This is a genomic window from Streptomyces aurantiacus (genome assembly GCF_001418335.1).
GTDB lineage: Bacteria > Actinomycetota > Actinomycetes > Streptomycetales > Streptomycetaceae > Streptomyces > Streptomyces aurantiacus.
The window spans coordinates 1-2,100 of sequence record NZ_LIPP01000441.1; the positions used below are offsets into that span (position 1 = coordinate 1).

Annotated in this window: 2 protein-coding genes; both read right to left on the reverse strand. The window is 72.0% G+C overall.

Features of this window, described 5'->3' with window-relative positions; translation table 11 throughout:
• Positions 1-119: 119 nt before the first annotated feature.
• On the reverse strand, positions 120-1,292 hold the full coding sequence (locus AOK01_RS38155; protein ID WP_055519941.1) for an acetoin utilization protein AcuC: 1,173 nt from the start codon (positions 1,290-1,292) through the stop codon (positions 120-122).
• On the reverse strand, positions 1,243-2,100 hold an 858-nt coding region (locus tag AOK01_RS38160), incomplete at its 5' end, for an MFS transporter (RefSeq protein ID WP_055519944.1). The genes AOK01_RS38160 and AOK01_RS38155, both read right to left, overlap by 50 nt.

Consider the following 2,100-nt stretch of genomic DNA (forward strand, 5'->3'; position numbering starts at 1 on the left):
CGTTTGAGGACGAGGCCGTTCAGGCCGATAGCGGGGGTCTGGGGGCGCAGCCCCCAGTAGTGACGGGAAGGGTAGGGGCGGCGGGGGCGAAGACAGCAAGGTGGGCCGCCCGCAAAGGGCTACGCCAACAACCCCCGCAGGGGGAACACCGCCCGCCGCGCGGCCAGCACCGCCTGATCCAACCGATCCGCGGGGTCGTACCCCGCCTCCCACCCCACCCACTCCACAGGCCACCGCCCATCGGTCATCCTCGCGGGCCCCAACTGCCGAGTGCGGGCGAACACGTCCTGCCGCCAGCTCTCGGGAATGACCGACTCGGGCGCCACCTCCCGCCCGGCGGCGATCGCCACCAGGTGCGTCCAGGACCGCGGCACGACATCCACCACGGCGTACCCGCCCCCGCCGAGGGCGACCCACCGCCCCTCGGCGTACTCGTGTGCCAGTTCATGGCAGGCCACCTGGACGGCCCGCTGGGCATCGAGCGACACGGCCAGGTGAGCGAGCGGATCCTCGAAGTGCGTGTCGGCCCCGTGCTGAGTGACCAGCACCTGCGGCCGGAAGTCGGCGATCAGCTCCGGCACGACGGAGTGGAAGGCCCGCAGCCACCCCGCGTCCCCGGTCCCGGCCGGCAGCGCCACGTTCACGGCGGAACCCTCCGCCGTCGCGGCCCCGGTCTCCTCGGGCCACCCGGTCTGCGGGAACAGGGTCCTCGGATGCTCGTGCAACGACACCGTCAGGACCCGTGGGTCCTCCCAGAAGGCGGCCTGCACACCGTCGCCGTGGTGCACGTCCACGTCCACGTACGCGACCCGTTCGGCCCCGAGTTCCAGCAGCCGGGCGACGGCCAGCGCGGCGTCGTTGTAGATGCAGAACCCGGACGCGCCCCCGGGCATCGCGTGATGCAGCCCGCCCGCGAAGTTCACCGCGTGCAGCGCCTCGCCGCGCCACACGGCCTCGGCGGCGCCCACCGACTGCCCGGCGATCAGCGCGGACGCCTCGTGCATACCGGCGAAGGCGGGATCGTCCAGGGTGCCGAGGCCGTACTTCCCGTCGGCCGCCCCGGGGTCCACGGAGGCGGCCTTGACCGCCTCGACGTAGTCCTGTCTGTGCACCAGCCGCAGGGTCGAGTCCCCGGCGGCCTTGGCCGCGACGACGTCCACCTCCCGGTCGAGCCCGAAGGCGTCGACCAGTCGCCGGGTCAGCGCCAACCGGACCGGATCCATCGGATGGTCCGGACCGAAGTCATAGCCCGTTACTGCCTCGTCCCACATCAGCTGTGCGCGGCCGCTCATGCCCGTCACCGTATCCGGCAGGTCCAGAAGCGAACGAGCGGGCGTACAACAGTGTCACCAGCACCAACACCATCGGTACGAGCATCGCTCCCCGATAGCTCCACGCATCGCCCAGAGCCCCCACGAGGGGCGAACCGACCAGAAACCCCACATAGTTGAAGATGTTCAGGCGGGCGACGGCCGCGTCCGCCGCCCCGGGGAACAGCCTCCCCGCCGCCGCGAAGGTCTGCGGCACGATCACACACAGCCCGAACCCCACAAAGGTGAAGCCGAGCATCCCGACCCAGGCCCCGGGAGCCCCCGCCACGACCGCGAAGCCCACGGCCGCGACCAGCGCCCCGACCCGCACGACCGCCGCGGCCCCGAACCGCCGTACTCCGAAGTCCCCCACCGCCCGCCCGAGCAGCGTGGTGACCATGTAGACGTTGTACGGAACGGTCGCCAGCTGCTCCGAGCTGCCGAGCACGTCCTGGAGGTACTTGGCACTCCAGTTGGAGACGGTCGAGTCACCGATGTACGCGAAGGCCATCACCAGACACAGCGGCAGCAGCAACTTGAGCCCCACCCCCGCGCCGCCTGGCTCGCCCGGAACCTCCCCGCCCGGCGCCGGGACCGCCGCGGGCCCGCCGCCCCCGTCGACGTACCACCGGCTCCCCACCAGCGCGGCGGGCAGCAGCACCACCACGACGGGCAGATACGACACGAACAACGCGAGATCCCAGTGCGCCCCGGCCCACGCGAGCGACGCCCCGATGATCCCGCCGAGGCTGTACGCGGCATGGAAACCGAGCATGATGCTGCGCCCGTA